The organism is Lipingzhangella halophila (genome assembly GCF_014203805.1).
In the GTDB taxonomy this organism is placed as follows: Bacteria; Actinomycetota; Actinomycetes; order Streptosporangiales; family Streptosporangiaceae; genus Lipingzhangella; species Lipingzhangella halophila.
Genome location: NZ_JACHJT010000002.1, coordinates 912,010 through 935,842, shown reverse-complemented (window position 1 = coordinate 935,842; position 23,833 = coordinate 912,010). Strand labels below are relative to the sequence as shown.

At 68.9% G+C, this 23,833-nt stretch carries 24 protein-coding genes and 1 tRNA gene; 16 read left to right on the top strand and 9 right to left on the bottom strand.

Going from position 1 to position 23,833, the window contains the following annotated elements; translation table 11 throughout:
• Positions 1-82: 82 nt before the first annotated feature.
• The 6 genes from F4561_RS31390 (at position 83) to F4561_RS31365 (ending at position 5,671) form a co-directional block, all read left to right on the top strand.
• The gene (locus F4561_RS31390) at positions 83-514 is read left to right on the top strand and encodes a plasmid replication, integration and excision activator (RefSeq protein WP_184585289.1); all 432 of its coding nucleotides are present in this window, start codon (positions 83-85) and stop codon (positions 512-514) included.
• Positions 515-621: 107 nt separating this feature from the next.
• Complete coding sequence (locus tag F4561_RS31385) at positions 622-867, top strand: hypothetical protein (RefSeq protein WP_184585288.1); 246 nt, start codon at positions 622-624, stop codon at positions 865-867.
• Positions 867-2,315, top strand: a complete 1,449-nt coding sequence (locus F4561_RS31380) for an FtsK/SpoIIIE domain-containing protein (RefSeq protein ID WP_184585287.1) — start codon at positions 867-869, stop codon at positions 2,313-2,315. Before F4561_RS31385 ends, F4561_RS31380 begins: the two co-directional genes overlap by 1 nt.
• Before the next feature lie 214 nt (positions 2,316-2,529).
• Positions 2,530-4,218, top strand: a complete 1,689-nt coding sequence (locus F4561_RS31375; RefSeq protein ID WP_184585286.1) for a replication initiator — start codon at positions 2,530-2,532, stop codon at positions 4,216-4,218.
• Positions 4,215-4,412, top strand: coding sequence for a helix-turn-helix transcriptional regulator (locus tag F4561_RS31370; protein WP_184585285.1), 198 nt, complete (start codon positions 4,215-4,217; stop codon positions 4,410-4,412). The genes F4561_RS31375 and F4561_RS31370 overlap by 4 nt, the downstream gene beginning before the upstream one ends.
• Positions 4,413-4,435: 23 nt before the next feature.
• The gene (locus tag F4561_RS31365; RefSeq protein ID WP_184585284.1) at positions 4,436-5,671 is read left to right on the top strand and encodes a tyrosine-type recombinase/integrase; all 1,236 of its coding nucleotides are present in this window, start codon (positions 4,436-4,438) and stop codon (positions 5,669-5,671) included.
• Between the two features lie 79 nt (positions 5,672-5,750).
• Here F4561_RS31365 and F4561_RS31360 read toward each other — a convergent pair.
• Positions 5,751-5,824 (bottom strand) — tRNA-Pro (locus F4561_RS31360).
• 310 nt (positions 5,825-6,134) lie between these two features.
• Between F4561_RS31360 and F4561_RS31355 the strand changes: the two genes are divergently transcribed.
• Together F4561_RS31355 and F4561_RS31350 are read left to right on the top strand one after the other, a co-directional pair.
• On the top strand, positions 6,135-7,127 hold the full coding sequence (locus F4561_RS31355; protein ID WP_184585283.1) for a hypothetical protein: 993 nt from the start codon (positions 6,135-6,137) through the stop codon (positions 7,125-7,127).
• 261 nt (positions 7,128-7,388) lie between these two features.
• Entirely contained in the window at positions 7,389-8,321 is a 933-nt protein-coding gene (locus tag F4561_RS31350; RefSeq protein ID WP_184585282.1) for a quinone oxidoreductase family protein, read from the top strand.
• Between the two features lie 68 nt (positions 8,322-8,389).
• Here the strand turns inward: F4561_RS31350 and F4561_RS31345 are convergent, their stop codons facing one another.
• Positions 8,390-9,181: a class I SAM-dependent methyltransferase gene (locus tag F4561_RS31345; RefSeq protein ID WP_184585281.1), complete on the bottom strand. Its 792-nt coding sequence runs from the start codon at positions 9,179-9,181 to the stop codon at positions 8,390-8,392.
• Between the two features lie 264 nt (positions 9,182-9,445).
• On the opposite strand from F4561_RS31345, the gene F4561_RS31340 reads away from it, so the two are divergent.
• A complete protein-coding gene (locus tag F4561_RS31340) occupies positions 9,446-9,847 on the top strand; it encodes a VOC family protein (protein ID WP_184585280.1) in 402 nt (133 codons plus the stop codon).
• Here the strand turns inward: F4561_RS31340 and F4561_RS31335 are convergent.
• Positions 9,837-10,526: a helix-turn-helix domain-containing protein gene (locus tag F4561_RS31335; RefSeq protein WP_184585279.1), complete on the bottom strand. Its 690-nt coding sequence runs from the start codon at positions 10,524-10,526 to the stop codon at positions 9,837-9,839. The genes F4561_RS31340 and F4561_RS31335 overlap by 11 nt on opposite strands.
• A 62-nt stretch (positions 10,527-10,588) precedes the next feature.
• Here F4561_RS31335 and F4561_RS31330 point away from each other — a divergent pair, with 62 nt between their 5' ends.
• Positions 10,589-11,455: an oxygenase MpaB family protein gene (locus F4561_RS31330; RefSeq protein ID WP_184585278.1), complete on the top strand. Its 867-nt coding sequence runs from the start codon at positions 10,589-10,591 to the stop codon at positions 11,453-11,455.
• A 75-nt stretch (positions 11,456-11,530) separates the two neighbouring features.
• Here F4561_RS31330 and F4561_RS31325 read toward each other — a convergent pair whose 3' ends face one another.
• The 4 genes from F4561_RS31325 to F4561_RS31310 all read right to left on the bottom strand — a co-directional run bounded on the left by F4561_RS31325 (position 11,531) and on the right by F4561_RS31310 (position 15,405).
• Complete coding sequence (locus F4561_RS31325) at positions 11,531-14,599, bottom strand: AfsR/SARP family transcriptional regulator (RefSeq protein WP_184585277.1); 3,069 nt, start codon at positions 14,597-14,599, stop codon at positions 11,531-11,533.
• 124 nt (positions 14,600-14,723) lie between these two features.
• Positions 14,724-14,939, bottom strand: coding sequence for a hypothetical protein (locus F4561_RS31320; protein WP_184585276.1), 216 nt, complete (start codon positions 14,937-14,939; stop codon positions 14,724-14,726).
• Positions 14,940-14,977: 38 nt separating this feature from the next.
• Positions 14,978-15,178 (bottom strand): hypothetical protein, encoded by a 201-nt coding sequence (locus tag F4561_RS31315; RefSeq protein WP_184585275.1) that lies wholly within the window; start codon positions 15,176-15,178, stop codon positions 14,978-14,980.
• A 38-nt stretch (positions 15,179-15,216) separates the two neighbouring features.
• A complete protein-coding gene (locus tag F4561_RS31310; protein WP_184585274.1) occupies positions 15,217-15,405 on the bottom strand; it encodes a hypothetical protein in 189 nt (62 codons plus the stop codon).
• Positions 15,406-15,800: 395 nt separating this feature from the next.
• On the opposite strand from F4561_RS31310, the gene F4561_RS31305 reads away from it, so the two are divergent.
• The 4 genes from F4561_RS31305 to F4561_RS31290 all read left to right on the top strand — a co-directional run bounded on the left by F4561_RS31305 (position 15,801) and on the right by F4561_RS31290 (position 19,251).
• On the top strand, positions 15,801-16,721 hold the full coding sequence (locus F4561_RS31305; protein ID WP_184585273.1) for an NUDIX hydrolase: 921 nt from the start codon (positions 15,801-15,803) through the stop codon (positions 16,719-16,721).
• 345 nt (positions 16,722-17,066) lie between these two features.
• A complete protein-coding gene (locus F4561_RS31300; protein WP_184585272.1) occupies positions 17,067-17,477 on the top strand; it encodes a hypothetical protein in 411 nt (136 codons plus the stop codon).
• 106 nt (positions 17,478-17,583) lie between these two features.
• Positions 17,584-18,399 carry a DUF2786 domain-containing protein gene (locus F4561_RS31295; RefSeq protein WP_376773832.1) on the top strand — a complete coding sequence of 272 codons (816 nt, stop codon included), beginning with the start codon at positions 17,584-17,586 and terminating at the stop codon, positions 18,397-18,399.
• Positions 18,400-18,825: 426 nt separating this feature from the next.
• A complete protein-coding gene (locus F4561_RS31290; protein ID WP_184585270.1) occupies positions 18,826-19,251 on the top strand; it encodes a PPOX class F420-dependent oxidoreductase in 426 nt (141 codons plus the stop codon).
• On the opposite strand, the gene dnaN is transcribed toward F4561_RS31290, so the two are convergent.
• Positions 19,248-20,402 carry a DNA polymerase III subunit beta gene (dnaN, locus tag F4561_RS31285; protein ID WP_184585393.1) on the bottom strand — a complete coding sequence of 385 codons (1,155 nt, stop codon included), beginning with the start codon at positions 20,400-20,402 and terminating at the stop codon, positions 19,248-19,250. The genes F4561_RS31290 and dnaN overlap by 4 nt on opposite strands.
• Positions 20,403-20,655: 253 nt before the next feature.
• Entirely contained in the window at positions 20,656-21,435 is a 780-nt protein-coding gene (locus F4561_RS31280) for an aminotransferase class IV family protein (protein WP_184585269.1), read from the bottom strand.
• A 294-nt stretch (positions 21,436-21,729) separates the two neighbouring features.
• On the opposite strand from F4561_RS31280, the gene F4561_RS31275 reads away from it, so the two are divergent.
• Entirely contained in the window at positions 21,730-22,179 is a 450-nt protein-coding gene (locus tag F4561_RS31275) for an Rrf2 family transcriptional regulator (protein ID WP_221446402.1), read from the top strand.
• Between the two features lie 88 nt (positions 22,180-22,267).
• The gene (locus F4561_RS31270) at positions 22,268-23,701 is read left to right on the top strand and encodes an MFS transporter (RefSeq protein WP_221446401.1); all 1,434 of its coding nucleotides are present in this window, start codon (positions 22,268-22,270) and stop codon (positions 23,699-23,701) included.
• Positions 23,702-23,833: the final 132 nt, after the last annotated feature.

Sequence of the window (23,833 nt, the reverse complement as noted above, 5' to 3'; positions counted from 1 at the left end):
GTCCATACCCCTAGACAGCACTCCCTGTGGCGAACGATCCCCACTGTCTAGGGGGATGTACAGAGTTGAGAAAGGCTGAGAGATGGCGATTCAGGGTGCGTTGCCGGTGGAGTTCCAGACCGTGTTCCCGCACGGCGCCTACGCGCTCGGTGTGGAAGCGATCACTGACTTCGAGACCAAGCGTCCGCAGATGGACAAGACCACCGGCCTGCCGCTGTGGGCGGTGGACGTGATCGACGCCGATCCCGAAGCGCGGGGCAAAGCCAAGTCGGTGAAGGTGAAGGTGGCCGCCGAGCACTGCCCGACGCTGCCCGACGAGGTGCCCGGTCTGCCGTTTCGGCCGGTGGAGTTCGAAGCGATGTCGGTCATGCCCTACGTGGACGACTCCGGGCGCCGTCCACGGGTGGCGTACTCGCTGCGCGCTCGGGGCGTGAAGACCCCCGGCGGCAACGGTGCCGCCTCGCGCAAGGCTCCCGCCGCTGCCGGTGCCTCCGGCGGCAAGGACGCGGGCTGACCGTCCGCTGAACGCAAGCGGGGCGGCCTGGTGCGCCAACACCTACGGCCGCCCCTTCAACCCTCCTGCGAGACCTGCGAAATCTCTGGAAGAGGTGTGTTCCCAGTATGTCCGATCAGCCTGCGCGGGTCAGCCCGCGCGAGATCGCCGAGTTCATGGACGCCGCGCGCGCCCACCGCAACGCCGCCTTTGACGGCCGTGCCGGCTCGAATGCGGCACTGCTGGCCTGGAAGTCCTCCATCCTCGACCGCATCGCCGCCCAGACCGACGACGCCGAAACCCGCACCGTCGCCGACAACGCACGCGCTGAGCTGGCCGCTGCCCGCGCCGCCGAGATCGGGGGTGATCGGTGATGCTACGTGACTCGAAAGCGGGCGCCGCCCAGGTACAGCGGCCGACGGCTCCCGTGCCCACTCAGGCGATCCGCTTCACGACTCCGGTAGTCGAGACACCGGGCATCTTCATCCTCACCGGATGGCTCTGGCGCTTCCTGCGCATGCTCGTCCTGCTGCCGCTCCAGTTTCCCGTCTCGGTCGGTGCCGTTGCCGCCTCCGTCGCCGCTTACGCGCTGACCGGATGGCTCGGGCTGGCAGTGCTGTGGTCGGTGGTGGATGTCGGCCTTCTGGTGTGGTGGCGCCGCTGGCCGCACGCGTTCAAGGCCCACGTCGCGCGTCGGGCACTGGCCACCTGGCGCCGGTTCTGGATCTACCGCCGCCACTGGCAACCCGTCCTCGTCGTCTCCGGACTCGCCGAGTCCTACCTGGAACGCCAGTACCTCCCCCAGATCCGGGGCGTAACGTGCTCGGCGTGGGCGGACCGGGTGCGGGTCAAGCTGGTGGCCGGCACTTCTCCGGCCGAGTTCGAGAACCGGGTGTCCGAGCTGGCGCACGGCTTCGGCGCCCCCTCCTGCCGGGTGGAGGTGCGCGGCCCGCGTGACCTCGTCCTGGAGTTCCCGCGCCGCGACACCTTGGCCGACCCGATCGACGCGCTACCGGTGTCCGACGATCCGGACTTGTCGGCGCTGCCGGTGGGCCGGTGCGAGGACGGTGAACCGTGGCGGCTGCGGCTGCACGGAACCCACGTGCTCACGGTCGGGGTCACCGGCGCCGGTAAAGGCTCCGTGCTGTGGTCGGCGATCCGCGCCATGCTCCCGGCGCTGAAGGCGGGGACCGCTGAGGTGTGGGCGATCGACCCCAAGCGGATGGAGCTGTCCTTCGGGCGCTCGCTGTTCGCCCGGTATGCCGATGCGGCGGAAGACGCCGTGGAACTCCTCGAATCGGCCGTTGCGGCGATGCAGCAACGCGCCGAACGCTACGCAGGACGGCGACGTGTCCACGTACCGAGCACCCGCGACCCGTTTGTGGTGGTGGTCCTCGACGAGGTGGCGTTCCTGACCGCCTACCACCCCGACCGGGATATCCGGCGGCGTGCAGAGAACGCGATTGCCACCCTGACGAGCCAGGGGCGTTCGGTCGGGTTCTGTGTCCTGGCCGCGCTGCAGGACCCGCGCAAAGAGGTCATAAACCTGCGCAACCTGTTCCCCGACAAGATCGCGCTGCGCCTCGACGAGGCGTCCCAGGTGGACATGGTCCTTGGCGAGGGTGCGCGGGACCGTGGTGCCAACGCCCACCTGATCAACCCCGACCTTCCGGGCATCGCCTTCGTCAAGCTCGACGGCTCCCCGGCCCCGGTGCGGGTGCGGGCGGCCTTCGTCACTGACCCCCACATCGACGCCATGGCCGGTAGCTACGGGCGATCGCCCTCGGATCCGCGGTCGGACTGCACGGCGGATGAGCGATGACGGCTCTTCTGATTTCGAAGGTGCACGCAATGACCTATGCCCGCGATCGCCAAGCAGATCGCCGCGAACAGTGCCACCCACGTCAGCCAAGTCGCCCCCTCTTGCGCGAAGCGCGATACGGCTTGGATGCCGAACAGGCAGGCGGCAACCGGGTTTCCCCAGACAAGAAATCTCTTCATCCGTTCATCCTGCCTTCTCAGCCGGGAGCCCTTTGATGCCCACCCCAACCGGGAAAACGACGCGTGCCGAGCGGCAAGCCCAACCACTCGCCCGTGAGGTCGCCGAGCAGATCGCGGCCGATAAGGGGGTGTGCATCCGGCCCGTCTCCCTACGGCGTACCGACGTCAGCACCGGCCAAACCGAGATTGTGGACGTCCCGTGCGGGTCCACATTGGAGTCTCGGTGTCCGGCCTGCGCACGGCGCAAGCGGTCGATCCGGCGGACTCAGTGCGAGGAGGGTTGGCACCTGGCGCAGGATCCGACTGTCACGCCGGACGAACCGTCCGACGTTCAGCGGGCGTGGATCGAGCGGCGCGCCGTGGTGACCGCCGAGCGGGATCGGCTCGTCAACGCGGGCGCCGCCGCCCCCGACGAGGTGGCCGCGCTTGATCAGGCCATCGCCGACCTGGACGCCGAGATCACCTCATCCGGGCTGCGCGGGTCGGTCTCGCGGGGCTCCTCCTCGTCGGGTGGTGCTCGTCGGGTGCGCTCCACCAAGCGGCGCCAGGACGCGCCGGACCTTCCCAAGCGGCAGATGGCCAAGACCACTGTCGGTCGGAGCTATGAGGATCCGGCCACGGGTCGCGTCTTCCGGCCGTCGCTGTTCGTGACGCTGACGTGCGACACCTACGGGCGGGTGAAGGCGGACGGCACCCCGGTGGATCCGTCGACCTACGACTACCGGCGGGCCGCGCGGGACGCGCTGCACTTCTCCAAGCTGATCGACCGGTTCGTGCAGAACCTTCGCCGCGTGGCGGGCTTCGATGTGCAGTACTTCGCCACTGTCGAACCACAACGGCGCCTGGCGCCGCACCTGCACATGGCCACGCGCGGCACGATCCCGCGCGCGGAGCTGCGTCAGATCGCCGCCGCCACCTACCACCAGGTGTGGTGGCCTAATGCCGACGAGGCCGTGTACGAGGACGCGAACCCTCCGGTGTTCGACGAGGCGACCGGCAACTACGTGGATCCGGCCACGGGCGAGGTCCTACCGACCTGGGGACAGGCCCTGGACGCCCTCGACGCCGACCCTGAGGCCGAACCCATGCACGTGGTCCGCTTCGGCCCACAAGTGGACGCCAAAGGCGTCGTGGCCGGCACCGAAGACGCCGACCGGTGCGTGCGCTACCTGGCGAAATACCTGACCAAGGACATCGCCGACTGCCACGAGGTCACCACCGACACCCAACAGCGCCACGTTGATCGGCTCGTGGAAGCCCTGCGGTTCGAACCCTGCTCCCCGCGCTGTGCGAACTGGCTGCGCTACGGCGTCCAACCGGACGGCGCCAAGGCGGGCATGGCTCCGGGCTTCTGCCGCTCGAAGGCCCACAAGCGCGAACACCTGGGCTACGCCGGCCGCCGCGTCCTGGTCTCGCGCAAGTGGTCCGGCAAGACCGTCGCCGACCACAAGGCGGACCGGCTGCGGTGGGTTCTGGACGCCCTGGGCGTGGATCCCGACGCCAACCCCGACGAGGCCAGCGACAACGCCGCTCCGGCGCTCTCGTCGGTCTCTTCCGGCAACCACGCCTGGGAGCTGGCGCGGCCCACCGACCCCGACGTCCCGCCACGCGAACACCGCTTACTCCGAGCGGTCGGCGAAACCCTCAACCGCCGCGCCCAACTCGACGCCGTTCGGCAACAGCGATCCGACGATCTTTCGGCTACTCCGGAAAGGGCCGCATGACGACCGCCGCGACGCAAGGCCACAGCATCCCCAAGCAGCTCTGGTCGGTGCGGGAAACCGCCGGCTTCCTCGGCGTTCCAGCGAAGACGCTCTACGAATGGCGCTACAAGGGCGACGGCCCGCCCTGCCACCGTGTCGGGCGGTACCTCCGGTACGTCCCCGCTGAGGTCCACGCCTGGGTCCGCTCGCAGTAGCGGCAGAGAAGAAAGGAACGTTCATGGCTCGGGTGTGGATCTACGACCGCACACGCGACCAGGGGTACCGCGACGCCGTGGCCAGGGCCAAGGCAGCCAAGCGCAACCCTCCGGCCCACTGGCAGGTGCGCTACTACGACCCCGCCGGACGGCCGAAGAGCGGCGGCACCTACCGCAAGAAGCCGGACGCCGAGAAACGGCAGAACGAACTCGAATCCAGCCTCAACGCCGGCTCCTACCGCGACCCGGCCGCGGCCAAGGTCGCCCTCGGCGAGGTGGCCGAGAAATGGCTAGCCACGCGCACCGACATCAAACGCGCCACCTGGTGGAAGTACCGGAGCCTGTTGGACAACCACGTCCTCGGCCGGTGGGGAGAACTGCCGCTCGACACGATCCACAACGAGGACATCGCCGTCTGGATCGCCGATCTCCAGAAACCGCGCAACGAGGGCGGGAGCAACCTCGGCGCGTCCCAGACCTGCCACGCGCACGCGGTGCTCTCCATGGTCCTCGGCTGGTGCGTGCCGCGCCGGATTCCGTTCAACCCGGCGCAAGGGCTCAAGCTCCCCAAGGCCAGCGAAGCGGAACACGTCTACCTCACCTATGATCAGGTGGAAACGCTCGCCAACGCGGCGGCGGAGCTGCGCACCAAGTACCGCCAAAAGTCGGCAGCATCAGCCGTGAACCGCGCTCTGGTGCTGCTGCTCGCCTATACCGGGCTGCGGTGGAGCGAGGCGGCGGCCCTGCGCGTTTCCCGCGTGGATCTCGACCGGCGGCGCATCCGCGTGGCCGTGACCTTCTCCGAGGCCAAGGGCGAAGCGGTCGAAGAGGTCCCCAAGACCGGTGAGCGGCGCACCGTGCCCGTCCCCGCGTCGCTCGTTCCCGAGTTGAAGCCGCTGGTGGAGGGGCGCGACCCCGACGCCTACGTCTTCACCACCAAACGCGGGGCGCCGCTGCGCATCCACAACTGGCGCATGCGGGAGTTCAACAACGCACGCAAGAACGCGGGCCTGGACGGGCTCGGACTGACTCCGCACAAGCTCCGGCACACCGCCGCTTCCCTCGCCATCGCGGCCGGCGCGGACGTGAAGGTGGTCCAGCAGATGCTCGGCCACGCGACCGCGACGATGACGCTCGACACCTACGGCCACCTATTCCCGGACCGGCTCGACGAGGTCGCCGACGCCGTGGACGCCGGGCGGATGAAGGCCGCTGCGGCGCGCGCCAAAACCCCAACCGCCACGGAGCATGTGCACTGAATGTGTACCGGCCCCTGAGAGCCCACAACCCCCGCACACACAAAACGGGTGCCCACCTGCGTGGACACCCGTTTCTCTGTCGGGGTGGCGGGATTCGAACCCACGACCTCTTCGTCCCGAACGAAGCGCGCTACCAAGCTGCGCTACACCCCGAGGCAACGAGAGCCAGTCTAGCGGACTGTGTGGAGTGCTCGCACTGTGAATCCGCCTTGCCGGGGCGCGGAGAAGCGGGTTCCGCTCCTTTCGCGGGCCCGCCAAGCGGGCTCACGGGCTTCGCTGTGTTCCGGTGGCCGCGACCAGCCCGCCTGTTGGCGGGGAGACCGGCCGGCTCGGCCACCGATGCCAACACGGTGCTGGCGACCACTGCGATGCCGGAGAAGTCGGCAACGCGGATCGCGGCGCCGGGAACCTTTCCAGCGCCGCTCGCATCCCATCCGAACGCGACGGCGGAGGGTGGGTGTCCATGACGGTAGAGGGAACCAACGACCGGGACGGCGGGGTGGGAGAGGCCGCTCAGCGGACGGCCCCGGCCGGGAGTTCGGGGGTGGCCGCGGCCGTGCCCATCGGGCTCGTGTGGCCGGTGGTGCTGTACTTTCCGCTGGTCGGCGTCATAATGCCCTTCGTCGGGAGGCCCGAGACCTGGGAACCCGGCGAGGTCGCCCTCGTTCTGGCCGTGTCGATCGTGACTGCCAGCGTGCCCGTCCTCCCGGTGGCCTGGTTGCTGCGCCGGCTGCGCGTGCCGCGCCCCCGGGCGACCGCGGCGATCGGGCTGCTCCTCGCCTGCCCCGCGGCGATCGGCCTCGTGTGGTGGGCTGCCGTGTCGCCATGGTCGGATCGTCCCGTTGAGGCGATGACGCTCACCCTTCTCACCAGCGCGGCGACGTTCGTCCAGGTGGTCCGCCACTCGTTCGGGAGGAGGCGGTTGCGCGCCATCGCGGTGATCAGCGCACTAATCCTGGTGGTCAGCGTTTCTACGGTGGTGGCGCGGTACGTGGCAGAAGGCCGGGAAGAGGCCCGCACGGCATTCGACACACTCCCCGGCTCCATGGTGGTGCTGGACCGCGAGGGGTGGGAACCAGCGGGCGCCGTGGCGATCAAGGACTCCTACCTGGAGGTCACCTACCGCTCCACCGGGCAGGAGTCCCGCGCGTTGCATGTCACCGGCTACGCGGACCCCGGCTACGCGAACTTCGACGACCCCTGCGCCGACCTGACCGACGTCACCTGCGAGGACCGGGGGCCCGGCCTCCTGCGGCACTACTCCACCGGCCCCCAGATGCTCACCCGGCACGACGACACCCATGTCGTGATCGAGGCACCGACCTGGCTGCCGGACGCTCGCGAATCCGACCTGCTCGCCGCCGCCGAGCACGTGCGCGAGCCGACCCCGGCCGAGCGGGAGAAACTGCGAGACCTGGTCGTGCGCGACGCCACTCGGGAAATCATTCCCGGGTAGCCCGGGGCCTGTTGCGAGCCCGAAAGGAAAACCAGCGGGTGCCGCGGATTCGCCGCCGCCCGCTCCGGCTTCACCCGGGGCGTGCGGCCTGTTGACCTGAGCGACCTCATTGGTGGTTCGCAACACCCCGGGCCACGCACCCAGGCCGAGCAGGTAGCGCAGGCCCCGCTGCCGGCCGCGCGCGGGCCGGCGTGCAGCTCTGCCGCCGGCCCGCGCCACCAGATGGAATACCCCGTGCGTCCGTTCGGGTTGCTCACGGACATGAAAGCTGTGGGAGTAACAGAGTTCGGAGGACCCGAAGCACTTGAGGTGCTGGACCTGCCGGAGTCGCAGGCGGGTCAGGGTGAGGTTCGCGTTCGGGTTCATGCCGCGGCGGTGAACCCGACCGACACGGTACTGCGCTCGGGTGCCAGGAGACTGGAGAGTCGACCTCCGTACGTACCGGGCATGGACGCCGCCGGGGTCATCGACCAGCTCGGTCCCGGGGTCGGCGATCGGCTCACCGTGGGCCAGCAGGTGGTGGCCCTGGTAGTGCCGAGCGGGGCGCACGGCGCCTACGCCGAGCAGATCGTGGTGCCCGCCGCGTCGGTCGTGCCCGCACCCAAGGGTGCCGACTTTTCCGCCGCTGCCACCCTGCTGATGAACGCCATGACCGCTCGCCTCGCCGTCGACGCGCTCGCGCTGTCCAGAGGGGAAGCGCTCGCCGTCACCGGCGCCGCGGGCGCCTTCGGCGGTGACGTGATCCAGTTGGCGAAGGCGGACGGGCTGCGCGTGATCGGTGACGCAAAACCCGCCGACACCGCCTTGGTGCATGAGCTAGGGGCCGACGACGTTGTGGAGCGTGGGGACGATGTCGCCACGCGCATCCGCGAGGTCGTTCCGGAGGGTGTTCCCGGTCTCGCCGATGGTGCGGTGCTGAACGAGCGTGCCGTCCCGGCGGTCGCCGACGGCGGCGGAATCGCGACGGTGCGGGGATGGAACGGGCCGGCAGAGCGTGGTATCTCCGTTCACCCGGTGATGGTGGCCTACTCCGCCACCGACACAGCGGCGCTGGACCGGCTGGCGCGCCAGGCCGAGGACGGCGTTCTCAGCCTCCGGGTCGCCCAGGTCCTTCCGGCGGAGCGCGCTCCCGAAGCGCACCGGCTCCTGGAGGCGGGCGGCACCCGTGGCCGCCTCGTACTCGACTTCAGCTAGTACCGCCGCGGTTGCTGGGGCGGCCTCTCACGGCTCCGCGAGAGGTCGCCTCAGCCAACGAACAGCGCTCAGGCTTCGGAGGCCGGGTTGGCGTGCGTGACGCGGATCTTGGACTGGCCATGCTTCGAGCGCTCCCAGTCCTCCATGAACTCGGCCTTGAGGCCGTGCTTCTCCGCCAGCGCGACAAGGGTCTCGGTGCGGTAGTAGAAGTCCTCGCGCAGAACCTGGTGCTCCTGGTCCTCCGTGCGGTCGTAGGTGAAGTCGAACCAGCCGTCGGAGGTCATGATCCGGCCGACGTTGGCCAGGCACTGGTCGATCACCGACAACGGCGAGTGCGAGAAGACGCTGTGCGCGTGCACGACCCGGAAGAACGAGTCGGGCAGGAACGAGAAGGTGAGGTCGCGCACCGGTGTCAGTCTGGGCAGCTTGTCCTGCAGCTTCTTCGTAGCCACGGTCTCCTGCGCCGCGAAAAGGATGTCCGGCGAGATGTCGATCCCGTAGTAGTTCTCCGGTTCGAGGTACTCGATGAATCGCCACCCCGCGCGCAGATTGCCGCAGCCGATCTCCAGCATCCGGTCTTCCGGGTTCAGCCCGTGCTTGACCAGGTAATCGAACTGCACGGCACCGAGGTGCTGCCACCCTTTATCGCTCTTGCTGCCCACCGCCGATCGCGGATTGCGCGCGGTGTCCGACTTCATCACCGCGCGGTAGTACGAGACGTGGTCGCGGGAGCGTAGCCGCAACCACGCGTCGCGCCCGGCCCTGCGCACGTACGCGGGCACCCGCTCCGGGTGGCACACCGCGTACCAGAGGCGGTGCCCGAAACTAGAGCGATTGACCGTCAATTTCTTCTGCGGCATTGGCGTGAGTTCCTTCTGGTACCCGAAGTTGACCGCGTGGCGCGCCAGCACGTGAGGTCACGATGCGTGGCAAGCACGAGAAAGGCGACCAGGCACCTCCCGCGAAGCCCGCGTACCACTTAGGGCGACGGTATCGCAGTGGAGACCGCGCTTCGGCAACACCTCGCCCCGGCTCCGCGACCAGCGAGCAAGAAGGGGCCGGCGACGGAGCCGGTGTCCGATTCGTTCATGACCGCGCGCTGCCCCGATGCCTATCGTGCTGGCATGACACCTTCATTCGCAGTAGTCGGCATTGTTACCGCTGACATGGCCGAGTCGCTGGCCTTCTACCGCCGGCTCGGGGTCGCCGTCCCCGCGGACTCCGACACCGCACCGCACGTGGAGGCCGAACTCCCCGGCGGGGTGCGTCTCCTCTGGGACACCGTGGCGACCGTCCGCTCCTTCGACCCCGACTGGACCCCGCCGCAGGGCGGTCCCGGGATCAGCCTCGGATTCGCCTGCGACAGCCCCGCGGAGGTCGACCGGGTCTACTCCGAGCTGGTCCGCGCCGGGCACAAGGGGCACAAGGAGCCGTGGGACGCGTTCTGGGGCCAGCGCTACGCGGTGGTTCTCGACCCGGACGGCAACGGCGTCGACCTGTTCGCCCCGCAACCCGCTACTGAATAAGCGCACTGGGCGGCGCATCGGCCAGAGCACGGAAGTCGCGCCCCAGGTGCGCCTGGTCGGCGTATCCCGCCGCGGCCGCGACGGCGGCCAGCGGTGTGCCGCCTCGGGCCATGGTGAGCGCGCGGTTCATCCGCAGGATCCTGGCCAGCGTCTTCGGTCCGTAACCGAACGCGGCACGGCACCAACGGTGCAGCCGCCGCTCGCCCACGCCGACGGTATCCGCCATGGCCGTGACGGGCATGCCCGCCCGCGCGAGGCGCACGACCTCCTGGATCCGCGGGTCCGGCGGGTCGGCCCGCGCGGCCCACCCGGCGGCGATCTCTTCGAGCGCAGACTCGCGGTGGCGCGCCTGACCGACGAACTCGGTGAGGCGACGCGCGTGCGCCGCCGGCACGATGTCAGCGAGGGGCAGCACCCGGTCGCGAACCTCGTGCGCCGCCACCCCGAGGAGCAGTGGGGCGGTGCCGGGGCTGAAGCGCACACCGCTGAACCGGGTACCCTCCGGCCACGGTGCGACGTAGCCGACGGTGTCCGGACCGGCCACCCACAGGGTGCCGTCCGCCCAGAGAAGGTCCATGCAGCCGTCGGGCAGCACCCGGTGCCCCATCTCCGCGGGGGATGTCGCGGTCCCGTGCCACACAACGGCGCTGACCACGTGCGACGCCCTTTCCTGGTACATGGGTCCAGTGTGGCACCAGCTCCGCGTTCCCGTACGCGGCATCGGCGACCTACGCTCGTTGTATGGACAATGGGCTGTTCCCCGACGACGCCCAGATCAGGCGGTTGAACCGCGAGGCGGTGCTGCTCGGCGGTGCCGGGTACGCGATCCTGCTGCAGGTGGCGCACCCGGCCGTCGGCCAGGGCGTCCACGAGCACAGCGACTTCTCCGCGCGCCCGATCAACCGGCTGCGCGGCACGCTCACGTTTGTCTACGGCCTGGTTTTCGGAACGGCGGAGGAGGCGGAACGCGTCGCCCGGATCGTGCGCGCGATGCACAAGCGGATCAGCGGCCCCGGGTACCACGGCCTCGACCCCGACCTGCAGGTCTGGGTGGCCGCCACGCTGTACGCGAGCGGGGTTCGGATGTACGAGATGACGTTCGGCGAGCTCGCCCCGAAGGTCAAGGACGAGGTGTACGCGCAGTCCGCCGTGTTCGCCACGGCGCTGGGCTGCCCCGAGGACCACTGGCCGGCCACCCGCGCCGACTTCGAGGCCTACTGGGCCCGGATGATCGACTCCATCGAGGTCGGCGACACGGCGCGGAAGATCACCCAAGGGCTCTTCGCACCGGCCAACCCGCTCGTGCGCCCGCTGGCCCGGATGCAGCGCTTCCTGAGCGCCGGCCTTCTCCCGCCGCGGATCCGCGACGAGCTGGGCCTGGAGTGGGGCCCGCGGCAGCAGCGGAGGTTCGACACGCTGTTCGCCGTTGTTCGAGCCGTGTACCCGCGGCTTCCGATGGCCGTGCGCACGTTGCCGAAGAACGCCTACATGTGGGACATGCGCCGCCAGGCCGCGCGCGGTCGGCTCTACCGCCGCCCCAAAGCGGCCCGGCGGAACGGAGCCGCGCTCACCGCACGCAGGCGACCGCAACGCGGCAAGCCGACGTGACCTGGAACTTCGTTTCGCTCGGGGGCGCGTTGCTGTCCGGCGTCTCCCCGAGCGCGCCGGCTGGGCCACCCGTTGTCAGGCGCGGCAGTCGCGGCGTTCGAGCTCGGTGCGGGCGCGTTCCGCTTCGGGGACACCGATCTCGCTGAAGGTCGCGTACGCCGCTGCCAACCGGTCGCACGTGGTGTGCGGCTCCTCCAGTCCTGAGGGCAACACTGCCAGCTCCAGCAGGGCACGTGCCTCGGCGTAGCGCTCCTTGCGTTCCTGGGCCAGTTTCAGGGCCCGTTCGAACGATGCCTGCGCCTCGTCGTAGCGCCCAGCGCGGGCGTAGGTCGTACCCAACTCATAGAGAATCTCGGCGTCGGCGCTACGTTGCGCGGTCTCCTCGGCGCGTTCGAAGGCCGCCAAGTGCGACTCAACAGCATTCTCCAGGTCTCCCGACTCCCGCTGCGCCACGGCCAGAGCGTTGCGCGTGTAGATCTCGTCCGAGGGGGAGCCCAGGTGCTCGGCGAGTTCCAGCGCTTCCTTGAGGTTACAGAACGCCTGGTCGAAGTCACCGCGCCGAACTGCGACCTCACCAAGGACACGCATGGCCGCGACGTGTGACCAGGCCGTCCCCTCACTCTCGATCCGTAGCGCGGCCTCAGACTGCTCGATGGCGCGCGAGTAGTCCCCCAAGATCTGGCACAGGGTGGCGATGTTCCCCCGCTGCAGAGCCTCGGTCCGCCGATCGCCGACCTGGACGGCATGGTCGAGAATCTTCTCGAGGTGGGCCATGGCCTCACGGAAGCGTCCCATGCGCTCGTAGACCATGCCCAGGTTGCCGTGCGCGCGGGTCTCGCCTTCGTGGTCGCCGAGCGCCGCGAGCGTGTCGCGCGCCTCATTGAGCAGCTCCAGCGCGGTCTCGAAGCGCCCGGCGAGGCAGTGCGCGATCCCCAGCCCGATCAGGGTTACCGCGCTGCCGCGGTCGTTGCCCTGATCCCGGCTCACCACGAGCGCCCGCTCCTGGGTCGACAGCAGTAGTTCGCTGTAGCCGAACGACTCGTAGTACCGCCAGATCGAGTCGGCCAGTTGCCACGCCTGCTCTCCGATCTCCAGAGAGGCGTAGTAGTCCACCGCCGAGGCGAGGTTGTCCTTGTGCCGCTCGAACCACGCGATCGCCTGCGACCGGCTCGACAGCTCGTTTCGGTACCGTGATGCCGCGAGGATCCCGAGGTCGTAGTCGTGCACCCGGGGACCCAGCCATCGGGCCGCCTTATGGGCTACGTCCAGGTAGTGGTCGGCCAGGCTGTGGCGCGCGGCCTCGATCTCCGACTCGGGCAGCACTTGGCGTGCCTTCTGCCAGGCGAAGTGGCCGATGAGATCGTGGAACCGGAACAGGTCCGCCTCAAGCTCTTCGAGCAGGCAGACGCTGACCAGCTCCTGCAGTGGATCGTCGATCTCGCTCGGGTCGCTGTCGAGCAGCGCCGCCGCCCCGTGCAGGTCGACGGTGCCCCCGATCATCATTCCGAGCAGCAGGAACGTGCGCCGCTGGGTCTCGTGGAGACTCTGGTACGACAGTTCGAAGACGGCCTCGACGTCCTGCCCCTCAACACGCAGCTCCCGGAACCTGCGCTGGTTCTCACTCAGCCGCTGCGCGACGTGGTCGAAGGTCCAGCGGGGCCGGGTAACCATGCGGCCCACAACAATCCGCAACGCCAGGGGGAGGCCGCCGCACAGCCGCGCGACTCGCCGAGCGTGCTCCTCTTGCACGTCGATTCGCTCGTCGCCAAGCGCGTTGCGGAACAACTGCAGCGATGACTTCTCGCCGAACATCTTGAGGGGCACGTAGCGGGCCCCGCTCAGTCCCGGTAGGTCGTTGCGGGTCGTCACCATGGTCAGCGAGCCCGGAGCCGCCGGAAGGAGCGGGTTGACCTGAGCGAAGCTGCGCGCGTTGTCGAGCACGACCAGGACGCGCCTGCTGTCGAGCATGGCCCGCCACAGCGCCGAGCGCTCCTCCTCGGACTCGGGGATCGCCTCCGGGTCGACCCCGACAGCCCGCAGCAGGCTGCCCAACGCGGTCGCCGCGGTCAGCGGCTCCTGATCCACCGTGTACCCGTGCAGGTCGATGAAGAGCTGGCCGTCGGGAAAGCGATCGATATCGATCAGGCGGTGGGCGGCGTGCACCGCCAGGGTGGTTTTGCCCGCTCCCCCGGGACCGGTGATGACGGCGATCTCGGAGCGCGCAGCGTCGCTGCCGCGTTCCTGGCCCACATGCAGCAGCTCCCACAATGATTGCTCGCGGCCCGTGAAGTCGGGGATGTCGCGCGGCAGGTCGTTGCGGGGAGCGAATTCCGGTGGGCCCTCCAGGGTGGCGATGTCGTTCTCGGTTTTTGGCTCGGGCTCGCGCGGAGGAGGGCCAGGGAGCGTGTCCGCCCCCCGGACACCGCCGTCGTTGTCTTGCAGGATCTGCTGGTGCAGTTCCTGGATCTCGGGGTTCGGATCGACCCCCAGCTCCTCGGCCAGATACGTGCGCATCTCGCGGTACACCGAAAGCGCCGCCGCCCGCTGGCCACTGCGCTGCAGAGCCGCCATGAGGAGGTGGTGGAACGGCTCGCGAGAGGGCTCCTCGCGCACCAATGGGGTCAGGCGGGTGATGACCTCTTGATACCGCCCCAGCGAGAACACGGACCGCGCCCAAGCGAGCGTGGCGGCCCAGCGCTCCTCCAACAGCGGCTCGACCACCGTGTACCAGAGGGAATCAGACCCGATCCCGGAGAACGGCGTTCCCCGCCAGCAACCGAGTGCCCGTTCCCAGAGCACGGCCGCGTCGGCGGAGTCAGACACGTTCTTCGCGTCACCGACCAGACCGCGGAACCGGTGCAGGTCGACGAGGCTCGGCTCGACACGGGCGAGATACCCGCCGGCTGTGGTCTCGATGAGCTCGGGAAACGCGCGGCGCAAGTGCGATATCTGGACCTGGATCACCGAGCGGGCGGTGCGCGGGGGGTCGTCGTCCCAGAGATAGTCGACCAGCCGCTCGATGGTGACTTCCTTGCCCCCGTCCACGAGGAGCACGCCCAAGACACACCGCTGCCTCGGACCTCCGACGGGGAGCACCTCGTCGTTGGCCCAGGCAGTAATGGGGCCCAGAACGCCGAATTCCACAAACGGCACTGTAGCAAGGCCATTTGTGGCCACCAGGAAGTAAGCACAAGGTCGGCGCACCCGCCTCCCCCTCCCAAGAGAACGGGTGCGCCGCCCCTATACCACCGGATCAGCAGACCATGGCCTACTGCCGGTCGTCCTGTGAGTCACGCCGATCGTCCTCGGACTCCTCGCGGTCCTGGCCGGGTGCTTCGCTCTCGCGCTCGGGCTCCGGGCTCGCGTCGGGGTCCTCGATCGGCCGGATCTTGGCGGAAACCGATGCGGCACTCCGAATTCCGGTCACGATCTCGGCGAAACGCTCCTCGACCCAAATGTCCTCGGTGATTAGCGTGCTCCCCATATGCAACTCCTCGTTGAATAGTTGTCGTCCGGCCGCAGTCAGGGAAACTCGACATCTCCGTCGTCGGGGATGTCCTCGTCGTCCCACGGTTCGAGGTCCTCTTCCCGACTGGGGCCCTCGTCGTCATCGCCCATGGGCTTGATCTTCGCCCACAGACCGCCGCTTCCCTCGAGACCCGCCACGATTTCGGCGAACCGTTCCTCGACCCAAGCGTCCTCGGCGGCCAGCGTCGTCCCCATACGCAACTCCTCATCGAACAGTTGTTGGCCGCCAGAGATCAGGGGAACTCGACATCCTCGCCGTCCTCGTCACCGTCGTCCCACGGTTCGAGGTCCTCTTCCCGACTGGGCCCATCGCCCTCGAATTCCATCGGGTCCACTTTCGCCCACACGGTGCCGTGCGCCTCGAGACCCGCCACGATCTCGGCGAACCGCTCCTCGACGTGTTCCAGCTCGGTAGTCAGCATCGGCTCCGCCTTCCCTGGGAGTTCAACGAATGAGAGGAGGGGGTCCTCCCGGGATCGATCGCCGGGACCGGCCCGCGGGCCGTCCTCCCGCGGTGACCGGTCTCGCCGAATGTGAACCACGCTAGAGAGACCGAGTTGCACCGCGCTTTCACTTCACTTATGGCAAGGGAAAGACCGTGGGAGGTGGAGACCGAAACGGAGCGATCCGCAGCGTCCGCGATGTTACGCCAACGTGATTTTCCCTTGTTCGCCGCCCCCGCACCCCACCTTCTCCCGGATCCAGCCGGATCCGGCCACATGGGTTGTGCGTGGCCGGGGACCGGACGGCTCACCGGGCGTCCTTGAGCGGTCGGCTACCGTCGGTCCAGACGACGTGATCAGCGCTGGGAGGCCCGATGAGCGCAGGAGACGGCAACGGTTGGGTGACGCTGCCCGACGGCACACGGCGCTGGGGCCGCTACGGCGCATCCGGGCTCCTGCTGCATTCCGCGGACCCGACCGGTTCCGACCACGTGCTGCTGCAGCACAGGTCGTGGTGGAGCCACCAGGGCGATACCTGGGGCATGCCGGGCGGGGCCATTGACAGTGCGGAGTCAGCCGTGCAGGCCGCGTTGCGCGAGTTCGGTGAGGAGGTCGCGGGCGACCTCGGGGAGATCACCCTGAATGGGGTCCACCGGCAGGACCACGAGGTGTGGAGGTACGACACCGTCCTGGCGCGTTCCGCCGAACGCCGGGTCTTCGCGGCGGGCAACGGAGAGAGCGCCGAAATCCGCTGGGTTCCCGTCGACGAGGTCGCCGAGCTCCGGCTGCTGCCCGCGTTCGCGACCATCTGGCCCGAGATACGCGAGGCGCTCAGTCAGCGTCTTGACCTGATTGTGGACGCCGAGTCCGTCAGTGACCCGGGGGTTCCGGGCACCGCGGGCGCTCCGGACATGGCTCGGATCGACGGCGCCGAAGGCACCGCCCGGTTGCGCGCCACCCTGGCCGCGCTCGCGTCCGAGGGGATTGACGCATCAGCGCTGCCCGGTGGGCTCCGGCTGGTCGACCTGCACTGGTGGTTCCCCCGCATCGTTCTCGTGACCGGGGACGACGTTGCCGGCCCGCCTCCGGCCCCCGGCGTCGACGTTGTTCCCGCGAGCGGCAGGACGGCGGACCGGATCGCCGAGATCGCCCACGAACGCGGCGGGAATCCCGGCTCTCTCGTTGTCACCGCGCGCCCCGAGGTGCGCCAGCGGCTCGCTGCCAGCGGGACCGGCACGGCGGCCCCTGAGTGGCTGCACGCCGCGCTCGGGACTGCGGACTCCGCGCTCCACTGAAACACCGCCGGCGGCGGCCAAACACGCGGCCAATCGGACGTGCGTCCCACTGTCCACAGGCTCCCCCCACTGCGAGATGCCACGCATTACGATGGAGGGACGTGGCAAGGACGACAGGATTTGGGACTCACCCGCGCGGAGCCGCCACGGGCACTCGGCGACGGGCACGTTCGTTGGTCTGTTCGGGAAGTTCGCGAGCGGCGTACCGGTTCCAGGTGCCGGATCGCGAGGTCAGGGGTAAGTCAGGGGTGTGCCCCGATGTATGTGCGCTGTTCGGTAGGCATCCTGAATACTTGAGAGGCTGGGCGGCACCAGCCATGAACCAGCCAGATTTGAGGAGCTGACATGACGCTGGAGCGCGGAAACTCGATGATGCCCGTGCACGCGGCCATGATGATGTGGCCCACGAGCATAGCCACTGGTGCCGCCGTGGTGGGCGGGGGACTCTCCTTCCTGCTGTCCCTGCCAGCGATCACCATCGCCGGACCACTCGGCTGGGCGATCTTCTTCTTCGCCATCGCGGGCGGCGGCGGCGCGCTACTTGGAAGCAAGGGTGACCGGCGGGCGCGACGCTGGGCCGGGCAGTACCCGTGGCGCTGGGCCAGCGGTCCCGCGGTCCTCGCCGGGCTCGGCATCGGGATCGTGTCGATATTCGGTGGCGGACTCGGCGGTATCTTCGTCGGTCTCGGCGCGGGCGCCGTAATCTGGTTCATCCTGGGCCTGATCGCCTCGATCGCGGGGAACAAGAGCGCCTAGGTACGGCGTTCCAGGGTGGGTCTAGGATTGCCAGGGCTCACTCAACCGGATGGCCGCACCACGGGGGACAATCAAGCGCTCTATGTCAACTGAAGCTCGTCAGAAAATGGTCGAGCGGGTCCGAGGGCTCCTCCGCATGGCAGAGGATCCCTCGGTGACCGACGCCGAAAGCCAGGCGTTCACCGCTAAGGCCGCCGAACTCATGACGCGGCACGCCATCGCCGAGGCCGAAGCCCGAGCGCAGCGGGGCGAGGCCGCCGAGTCCGTTACCCGGATGGACTTCCCGGTATCCGGGGTCGGGGGGCACGGCAAGGCACGGGTCAAGGCACTGGCCGGAATCGCCGCCGCCTACGGGTGCCAGTCGGCGGTTCGCGGGAACACCTCTGCCAACACCGAGCGGACACTGATCATCGTCGGCACGGTCTCCGCTCTCGACTCGCTCCGCGTGCTCCTGCCGTCGATCATGACGCAGATGGAGGCGTCCGCGCGGCTCACCGCCCGCAACCACGTCTCCGACCTGCGCGAGATGCGCAATTACGACCGGTCGACGCTAGCCACCGAACGGAACCGGTTCTACCGCAGCTTTGTTCGCGCCTACGGCTACGCGGTCGCCGAACGCATCCGCGAGTTCCGTACCCGGCTGCGGGAAGAGCCGTCAGGGGCGGCCGGCGACGACTCGGGGACGGCCACCGCGGAGGGCGACACCACGAGCCGCGGCGCCGAGCTTGTGCTGCGCGACGACGTCAATCGGGTGCAGGAGGACTTCCAGCAACGGTTCCCGCAGCTGCGTCCCACCCGCCCGGAACGAACCCACCACCGCGCCGGCGCGCGTGCCGGATACATCCGGGGCCGGCGCGCCGAGCTCGGGGTGGAGACCAGTGTGGGGCAGAACGGAGCTCACTCGCTCGCCGAGAGCGAGTGAGCTCCCGCCGAAGCGTCGCGACCCGGTGCGGTTTCGGGCCTTCCGTCTCCCACAGCTTGTCCACAGTCCTCGGGGGAGCCCTGTGGAAAATCCTGTGGACAAGCGCGAAAAATTATCGATAACGAACAAGCGGCCCAATTCCCCTGTGGATAAACCAGTTTTCGTGTCCGGATGCGGCCACCGGGTTTTCGCACGGCCGGAACCCGTTTGACTGCACCGTTTTCCCTCTCCGGCCGCACCCGTACGCACGGCCGAATGGGGGCGACCGGGTTGCCCGGCGGAGCCCGGTTGGGGTGTGGAGACGCCGGTCCCGGACACCGGCTGGCCGTTCCATCGGTGGACATGCGGCACTTCGAGGTGACTCAGGTCACTAGAGTGGGCACAGTGAAAGGTAGCCAGCCTTTGCCCGCACAGGAAGTGACGAGGATGTCCGCAGCCACACTTCTGAGGTCGTTCCACGGTTCCAAGACAGCCCTGCTGACCACCTACCGCAGCGATGGCGTGCGGTGCGTCAACACGCCTGTCAGCATCGTCGTCGACGGTTCGCGCATTCTTTTCCGCACCTGGGAGGACTCGGGCAAGGCCAAGCGGTTGCGCCGGCGCCCCGTGGCCGACCTCCGGCCCTGTACCTTCCGCGGCGATCCGCTCGGCAAGCCGACCCGCGGCGAGGTGCGACTGCTCGAAGGCGACGACGCCAAGCGCGCCGCCCGCCTGCTCGGCCGCCGGCACCCGGTGCTGCAGCGGTGGGCTGTACCGATCTCGCACCGGGTCCTGCGCTACCGAACCCTGCACTACCAGTTCGTGCCGTACGACGACGGCGAGGTCCACAGTCTCGAAGGTTGGCCCGACTAGGAGACCCGCAACGGCATGAGGAGGTAGCGGAAGTCGGGACGCGCCCCCTCCTCGCTCGGCACGCTGGAGATGACCGCGGGTTTGGTCGGTGTCGTGAGATCGAACCGGGCGGTTTCGGTGTCGACCGCGCCGAGGCCGTCGAGGAAGAACTCGGGCCCGAAGGCGATCTGCATATCGTCGCCTTCGTACTCGATCTCGAGCGCCTCTCTGGCCTGGGCGTCATCGCCCGACCCCGCCTCAAGCAGCACCTCCCTCGCCGAGAACGACATGCGCAGCTGGGAGTTGCGGTCGGCGACGAGGGCGACCCGCTTGGCCGCTTCCATAAGCGCGGCCGTGGGCACCGTGGCGCGCGCGGCGAACTCGGCCGGGAACCGGGACTCGTACTTGACGAAATCGCCGTCGATCAGCCGGGTGGTCGTGCGCCGCTCATTGTTCTCGAACCCGATCATGCCCTCGCCGCCCGAACGAGTGACCCCGGCTCCCTCCGACACCGTGGACAACGCGATTCCGACGTTGGACCCCGACGTGACCGAACGCGCGATGTCGGCGAGCGTGCGTGCGGGAACCAGCGCCGAGGTCTCAAGATCGGGGGACTCGGGCCGCCACCACAGCTCGCGGACAGCGATGCGGTAGCGGTCGGTCGCGACGAGACTCAGGGAGTCGCCGGAGAACGACAGGTACACACCGGTGAGCATGGGCAGCGTATCGTCGCGGCTCGCCGCGGGGGTTACCTGCCGCACAGCGGCCGTGAAGGCGTCGGCCGCGAGGGAGCCCGTGGTGCCCGGCATCTCAGGCAGGGAAGGATAGTCCTCCAGGGGCAGCGTGAGCAGGGTGAAGCGCGCGCTGCCGCAGGTGACGAGGACCCGTGAGCTGTCGGAGGAGACCTCCACGGGATGCGCCGGGAGGTTGCGGACAATCTCGGCGAGCAGCCGGCCCGAGACCAGAACAGCCCCGCCCTCCTCCACCTCAGCCTCGACGGAGGAACGAGCGGAGACTTCGTAGTCGAAACTCGACAGCCGAAGCTGGCTGGAGCCCTCGGGCAGTTCCAGCCGCATCCCGGCGAGGACCGGGACAGCAGGGCGTGCGGGCAGTGCCCGAGCCGTCCAGGCCACAGCTTCCGCGAGCGCGTCACGATCAACCCGGAACCGCACATCGACCTCCAGCCCATGAGCATCAGCACCACTCGATGGGGTCACCGTACCCAGCGGTAGGGACATTCCCGCGGCATCGTGCGGCCGAACACGCGGTCGTCAGTGCGGGAGAGGCGCGGTGCCGCACCCGCCTCGGTTCCGCCCCCGGCGCGGGGCTCGGAACGCATCGGACCCGACCGTGGAGACACGCCCAGCGCCGGGAACGACCCCCCGAGCACCCCTGATGGGCCCTGCCGCTGAGCGGGCGGGCACCTCAGATCCGTTCCGCCGGGATCTCCTCGTATTTCTTGCGCAAGCTGTCGAATACCGCGTGGTCCGCGGGGAACTCGAGCTGGCCGATACCGATGACCGGTCGCACGCCGACCGTCGTACTCGTCACGAAGGCGGCGCGCATTCCACCGAGGTCGGACAGGTTGACCGGTGCCGACACGCAGCCGCCGTCCACCTCCCGCAACAGGCGCATGGTGACGCCGGGAAGGACCTCCGCATCGGGCCAGACGACCCGTTCCCCGTCAAAGAAGGCGATGTTCCAGGTCGGGCCTTCGGAGATGAACGAGGCGCTGTCGGTGAAGAGCGCATCGTCGAACCCGTCCTGCTGCGCCCCGCGGCGGCGCATGACCGCCCCGAACAGGCCGACATGCTTGACCAGCGGCATGTCCCGCGCGTACCGGACCGGCCGAACGCGAAGGGGCGCCGGCGGCCACGCTCCCGCCGTGCGGGTGGTGACGAGCACCCGGGGCTCCGCGGCCACACCGGGATGCCCGACGTCGAGCCCGGGATCGAAGACGGTCACCCGCACGACGAACGATCCCGAGCGGTCGCCCACCGCATGACGCACGTGCTCACGCACCCGCGCCCGGTCGAGCTCGGTACCGAAGACCTCCCGGCAGTCGCCAACCAGCCGGTCCAGGTGGTGGGAGAGCCCGCGCACATGCTGGTCATCAACGCGCATCGAGGTGAAGTGCCCATAGTTCACCAGCGCAAGCGCCTGAAGCTCGTCGGCCCTCACTGGCACGCCATCAAGTTCCGCCATGCCCCCAGTCTGGCCCCGGACCACCGCGGCGGCTAATCGCTGTCGCGGGACCGGACGTTCGCGACGTAGCGAACCATAGCCTGAGGGGCCGTTGAGGGAGTGCGCTTTTCCCATGGCGTAACTGTCACTAGTATGGTTTCAGTTGTGGGTCCGCGGAGGAGCCGCGATGGTTCAGGGGGCCGGAGGCGAGATACGTCGTTAACCGCGAGATACTCGCCCGTCCAAGCCCTGACGGCCTGTCGGCGACAAGATTGCCAGTGGCCTGTGTCCACCCGTTCCAACCAGGGGGAAGTGATGGCGGTCAGCACCCGGACCGCGGTGGCGGTTCACGCGCTGACGTTTCTGGCCCGGTGGGACTCTGATGGCCTGCAGTCCTCGGCGAGGATCGCGGAGAGCCTGGAGAGCAACCCCGTGCTGGTGCGTCGTGTCCTCGGTCTGCTTCGGGACAGGGGGCTGGTTACCGCGGTCGAGGGCAGTGGGGGTGGTTGGCAGTTGGCGAAGCCCGCCGAAGAGATCACTCTGCTCGACGCCTACGCCGCCGTGGAGGATGACGTCACAGTGCTGCCCACGCATGCCCACCCGCCCAGCCAAAGCTGCGTGATCGGGCGGCACATGCAGTCACTCTTAGAGGAGGAGTTCGCCGCCGCGCAGCGCGCGATGGAGAACCGGCTTGCCGCGACGAGCGTCGCCGAGATGCTCCGCCGCATCCAACGACGCGAAGCCGTCTCGCCCATACCCAGCTAGCGGACCCAACGGCCGGAGGGAGTCCTTCGGCCTTTCTCTTGCACCTAACTGCAACCAACACGATTACAGTTTTGAGAACGGAGTAACCGTGAAGCCTGCCCCGGATCCGACGAGCGCTGCCGTCCCGTTGCCTCGTCTGCTGAGTGTGCTCGTTCCGGCGATGCTGCTGATTCCCATCGCCGCCGACATGGTCTCGCTCGTCCTTCCCCTCATCGCGGAGCAGTTCGCGGCTTCGACGGCCCGCGCGGCCTGGGTCGTGACCGGCTTCCTGCTGATGTGCTCCATCGGGATACCCGTCTACGGCCGGATAGCCGACCGGTTCGGCCTCCGCCAGCTGTTCACCGTCGCGCTGGCGGTCTTCGGGATCGGCAGCCTGGTCTGCGCCCTGGCGCCGAGCCTGTTGGTCCTCGTACTGGGCCGGATCGTTATGGGGGCCGGCGGGGCTGCCATTCCGGTGCTGGCGATCGTGGCCGCCACCCGTCTGCTGCCCAGCGGCAAGACCGCAGTCGGCATCGGATTCCTCGGTGCCGCCGGAGGTGCGGGCACGGCGGCGGGACCGGCAACGGGCGGGATCCTCGGACAACTGCTGGGATGGCCGGCGCTGTTCTGGCTCATGGCGGCCACCGCGCTGACCCTCATTCCGGTAATCCGCCGAGTCATCACCGACGATCCACCCCACGATCGGCACCCCTTCGACCTGCTCGGCGGCATCCTGCTCGGCTCCGGTGCCGGTCTCGTGCTATTCGGTGTCACCCAGGCCGAAAGCGCCGGGTTCACCTCGGTGTCCTCATGGGGCACGTTGCTGTCCGGCGTTGCCCTAACGGCACTCTTCGTCTGGCGCACCCGCACGGTCGCGCACCCGTTCGTGCCGCCATCGATGTTCACCAACCACGGCTACGTCGCCGCGGTCGTGGTGATCTTTCTGGCGATGCTCGTGAACCTGGCGACGCTGGTTCTGGTGCCGATCCTCGTCATCGAGGTCAACGGCTTGACACCCGGCCAGGGCAGTCTGGTCATGATCCCCGGAGGACTGGCGCTGGCGGTGTCCTCTCCGCTCGCCGGGCGTCTCGGTGAACGCGGCGCGAACGAGGGCACCGTGACCCTGGCCGGCCTCACAGTGATCGGCCTATCGACGTTGTTCCTGTCCACGGTTGCCGTCGGTTCCTCCCCGGTGTTGGCCGGGATCGCGGTCCTCGCGCTCGGCGCGGGGTTCGCACTCGTCGTTACGCTCGCTACCAGCGCGGTAAGCCGTCTCCTGCCGCCGGAGCAGGTCGGTGTCGGGGTGGGCATCTTCCAAGGTGCCCAGTTCCTGGGCGCCGGCGCGGGACCGGCCCTGTTCGGAGTCCTGCTCTCAGCCCGGCACACCAGCGGGGACAGTGCGGTCAATCCCCTCTACACCAGCACCGCGCCGGCCTACTCCGACACCTTCCTCTCCCTGACCGCGGTGACCGTGCTCGCCATGATCGCCGCACTCCAGTTGCGGAAAGCCACGAGCACGAAGCCACTCGCGACACCGCGCTAACGCGCGCCAACACAGACACCACTCCAGAACAGCCGGAAAGAAGGCCGCGCTGGCCCACTCCGATGCGCCCCTGGAACGGTGTCCACGACTACGCGGATGGCCGCAGAAGTGACGTCAAGGGACGTTCGCCTA

Coding starts and splice junctions, on each gene's coding strand:
- F4561_RS31390 (WP_184585289.1), top strand. CDS start 83: ATGGCGATTCAGGGTGCGTTGCCGGTGGAGTTCCAGACCGTGTTCCCG.
- F4561_RS31385 (WP_184585288.1), top strand. CDS start 622: ATGTCCGATCAGCCTGCGCGGGTCAGCCCGCGCGAGATCGCCGAGTTC.
- F4561_RS31380 (WP_184585287.1), top strand. CDS start 867: ATGCTACGTGACTCGAAAGCGGGCGCCGCCCAGGTACAGCGGCCGACG.
- F4561_RS31375 (WP_184585286.1), top strand. CDS start 2,530: ATGCCCACCCCAACCGGGAAAACGACGCGTGCCGAGCGGCAAGCCCAA.
- F4561_RS31370 (WP_184585285.1), top strand. CDS start 4,215: ATGACGACCGCCGCGACGCAAGGCCACAGCATCCCCAAGCAGCTCTGG.
- F4561_RS31365 (WP_184585284.1), top strand. CDS start 4,436: ATGGCTCGGGTGTGGATCTACGACCGCACACGCGACCAGGGGTACCGC.
- F4561_RS31355 (WP_184585283.1), top strand. CDS start 6,135: ATGACGGTAGAGGGAACCAACGACCGGGACGGCGGGGTGGGAGAGGCC.
- F4561_RS31350 (WP_184585282.1), top strand. CDS start 7,389: ATGAAAGCTGTGGGAGTAACAGAGTTCGGAGGACCCGAAGCACTTGAG.
- F4561_RS31345 (WP_184585281.1), bottom strand. CDS start 9,181: ATGCCGCAGAAGAAATTGACGGTCAATCGCTCTAGTTTCGGGCACCGC.
- F4561_RS31340 (WP_184585280.1), top strand. CDS start 9,446: ATGACACCTTCATTCGCAGTAGTCGGCATTGTTACCGCTGACATGGCC.
- F4561_RS31335 (WP_184585279.1), bottom strand. CDS start 10,526: ATGTACCAGGAAAGGGCGTCGCACGTGGTCAGCGCCGTTGTGTGGCAC.
- F4561_RS31330 (WP_184585278.1), top strand. CDS start 10,589: ATGGACAATGGGCTGTTCCCCGACGACGCCCAGATCAGGCGGTTGAAC.
- F4561_RS31320 (WP_184585276.1), bottom strand. CDS start 14,939: ATGGGGAGCACGCTAATCACCGAGGACATTTGGGTCGAGGAGCGTTTC.
- F4561_RS31315 (WP_184585275.1), bottom strand. CDS start 15,178: ATGGGGACGACGCTGGCCGCCGAGGACGCTTGGGTCGAGGAACGGTTC.
- F4561_RS31310 (WP_184585274.1), bottom strand. CDS start 15,405: ATGCTGACTACCGAGCTGGAACACGTCGAGGAGCGGTTCGCCGAGATC.
- F4561_RS31305 (WP_184585273.1), top strand. CDS start 15,801: ATGAGCGCAGGAGACGGCAACGGTTGGGTGACGCTGCCCGACGGCACA.
- F4561_RS31300 (WP_184585272.1), top strand. CDS start 17,067: ATGACGCTGGAGCGCGGAAACTCGATGATGCCCGTGCACGCGGCCATG.
- F4561_RS31295 (WP_376773832.1), top strand. CDS start 17,584: ATGGTCGAGCGGGTCCGAGGGCTCCTCCGCATGGCAGAGGATCCCTCG.
- F4561_RS31290 (WP_184585270.1), top strand. CDS start 18,826: ATGTCCGCAGCCACACTTCTGAGGTCGTTCCACGGTTCCAAGACAGCC.
- F4561_RS31280 (WP_184585269.1), bottom strand. CDS start 21,435: ATGGCGGAACTTGATGGCGTGCCAGTGAGGGCCGACGAGCTTCAGGCG.
- F4561_RS31275 (WP_221446402.1), top strand. CDS start 21,730: ATGGCGGTCAGCACCCGGACCGCGGTGGCGGTTCACGCGCTGACGTTT.